At 68.7% G+C, this 2,481-nt stretch carries 3 protein-coding genes; all 3 read right to left on the reverse strand.

All coding sequences use genetic code 11. The annotated features are described in order from the left end of the window. Positions 1-25: 25 nt before the first annotated feature. Genes tnpC through tnpA form a run of 3 tightly spaced genes read right to left on the reverse strand, consistent with a single transcriptional unit; the run spans position 26 to position 2,347 of the window. Positions 26-1,585 (reverse strand): IS66 family transposase, encoded by a 1,560-nt coding sequence (gene tnpC, locus ACP7A3_RS20880; RefSeq protein WP_063687080.1) that lies wholly within the window; start codon positions 1,583-1,585, stop codon positions 26-28. A 55-nt stretch (positions 1,586-1,640) separates the two neighbouring features. After that, entirely contained in the window at positions 1,641-1,988 is a 348-nt protein-coding gene (gene tnpB, locus ACP7A3_RS20885) for an IS66 family insertion sequence element accessory protein TnpB (protein WP_025292355.1), read from the reverse strand. Beyond that, the gene (gene tnpA / locus ACP7A3_RS20890; protein ID WP_007407193.1) at positions 1,985-2,347 is read right to left on the reverse strand and encodes an IS66-like element accessory protein TnpA; all 363 of its coding nucleotides are present in this window, start codon (positions 2,345-2,347) and stop codon (positions 1,985-1,987) included. Before tnpA ends, tnpB begins: the two co-directional genes overlap by 4 nt. Between the last annotated feature and the right edge of the window lie 134 nt (positions 2,348-2,481).

Raw genomic sequence — 2,481 nt, forward strand, 5'->3', positions numbered from 1 at the left:
GTAAGCGTGGCGTGAGGACCGCAGTTTATGCGGCTTGGGCTGTTGGCTGATCTGTCTGGGGCACCCAGTTCCACGGCATCAGCTCGTCCCAGCGGGTGGCGGGCCAGTCGCCGGCGACCCTGGCGATGACATCGGCGATATAGGCCTGCGGGTCGACGCCGTTGGCCTTGCAGGTCTGGATGACGGTGTAGATGGCGGCGGCTCGCTCGCCGCCTGCGCGCGAACCCGCGAACAGCCAGTTGCGCCTTCCCACGGCGACGCCGCGCAGGGCCCGCTCCGCGATGTTGTTGTCGATCTCCAGACGCCCGTCACCCAGGAAGCGGCACAGCGCTGGCCAGCGTTTGGTGCCATAGGCGATGGCTTTGGCCATGTCGGACTTGGGCGACAGGCGGCGAAGGGCAGCGTCGAGCACCTCGCGCAAGGCGTCGACCAGCGACTGGCTTCGTTCCTGTCGCGCTCGACGGCGTACATCCGGCGGCTGACCACGCACCTCCGCCTCGACGGCATAGAGCGCGCCGATGCGCTCCAGGATATCGGTGGTCAGCGGCGTGGAGAGGCGCTCGTGCAGGTCGAACACCTTGCGCCGGAAGTGTGCCCAGCATGCCACCTCTGTGACGCCACCGCGGTACAGGGCGTCATAGCCCGCATAGGCATCGGCCTGGAGAAAGCCGCGAAAGCCGGCGAGATGCGCCTGCGGGTGCGCCGCGGTGCGGTCGGGCGTGAAGCGATACCATGTTGCGGGCGGTGTCGTGCTGCCGGACGCCTGGTCGTCGGCGGCGTACACCCACAGCCGCCCGGTCGCGGTCTTGCCACGGCCGGGGTCGAGCACCGACACCGGCGTGTCGTCGGCGTGGATCTTGTCGGTCTTGAGCACCTCGTCACGGATACGGCTGACCACCGGGTCGAGCAGTGCTGCAGCTTGCCCGGCCCAGCCCGCGAGCGTCGAGCGGTCGATCTCGAGCCCCTGCGCGGCCATCATCTCGGCCTGGCGGTACAACGGCAGATGGTGGTCGAACTTGGAGACGACGACGTGCGCCAGCGTCGCGAAGGTCGCCTTGCCCCGCGCCACAGCGCTGACCGGCGCGGGTGCCTGGACGATCTTCTCGCAAGACCGGCAGCTGTATTTGGGGCGGACGTCGCGCACGACCCGCCAGCGCACCGGCACGATGTCGAGCATCTCGTGCGCGTCCACGCCCAGCCGGCGCAGCGCACCACCGCAGTCCGGGCAGGTGCAGATACCGGACGCCGGCTCGTGGACGACCTCCTCGCGCGGCAGATGCTCCGGCAGACTGCGGACCGGTGCCAGGCGCGGCGCTACTCCAGGCGCCGCAGTCTCGACTTCGGAAACATCCCGCTCCGTTTCCAGCTCTTCCAGCGCCAGCTCGAGCTGTTCGATCTCGCGGCCCAACTTCTCGGAGGAGGCACCGAACTGCATCCGCCGCAGTCGGGCGATCTGCCCGCGCAACGTGTCGATGAGCAGATCGCGGGCGGCGAGCGCGGCATTCGCCCGGGCGAGCGATGCCTCCAGCGCGGCGATCCGCGCGGTGGCATCAGCAGGGGAAACAGGCGCTTCCAGCACCCGCATTTCATAACAGATCACGCATCGACGGGCGAGAAAAAGCGTCGCAAAACCGCCGTTTTCACCCCGCCAGCGTCGGCGTGAACGTCCGCTCTGGGCGACGCCAGTCGATGCCCTCCAGCAGCATCGACAATTGTGCCGGCGTCAGCGTCACCGTGCCCGTCGCGGTCACCGGCCAGACGAACCGACCCCGGTCGAGCCGCTTGGAGAACAGGCACAGGCCTTGCCCATCGAACCACAGCAGCTTGACCAGATGACCCCGCTTGCCCCGGAACGCGAACAACGCGCCCGAGTGCGGGTTCTGGGCCAGCACCTGCTGCACCAGTACCGCCAGGCCATCGAACCCTTTGCGCATGTCGGTGACGCCACACGCCAGGAACACCCGCGTCGGCAACGGCGTGGGGCTCAACGCAGCACCGACAACACTCGCGCCAGCGCGCCGGCGTCCACCGACCCGTCCACGCTCACTCGGACGCCACCCGGAAATTCGATGCAGATGAGGCCAGACGTGGATGTCGCCGGCTGCGGCGCAGGTGCGGCGACATCGGCCACGCGCACCTCGGCGAATGCCGGCAGCGCAGGCGCGACCCCGCCCAGCTTGCCCAGCCGCGCCTGCTTGCGCCACGTATAGATCAGGCTGCTCGACACCTCGCGCCGGGCGATGACATCACGGACCCGCACGCCCGGCCGGAACGCCTCGGCCAGGATCTCCAGCTTCTCCGCGTCCGACCAGCTCCGTCGGCCCGATACCCGGCCGACCACCTCCACACGACCAGTCGTACGAGCGCTCGTACGACCAGTCTCAGAACCGAAAACTTCCCGCACCGCCCGCGCCCTCGTCAAAGACGATAAGCATCCCGGCTACGGCCAAACGAGCAAGGCGGCCCTCAGGCCACGCTTAC

This window comes from Sphingomonas sp. DC5200-1 (assembly GCF_049897245.1).
GTDB lineage: Bacteria > Pseudomonadota > Alphaproteobacteria > Sphingomonadales > Sphingomonadaceae > Sphingomonas > Sphingomonas aquatilis.

Excerpts from the sequence above, each read along its gene's own strand:
- tnpC (WP_063687080.1), bottom strand. The coding sequence starts at position 1,585 with ATGCGGGTGCTGGAAGCGCCTGTTTCCCCTGCTGATGCCACCGCGCGG.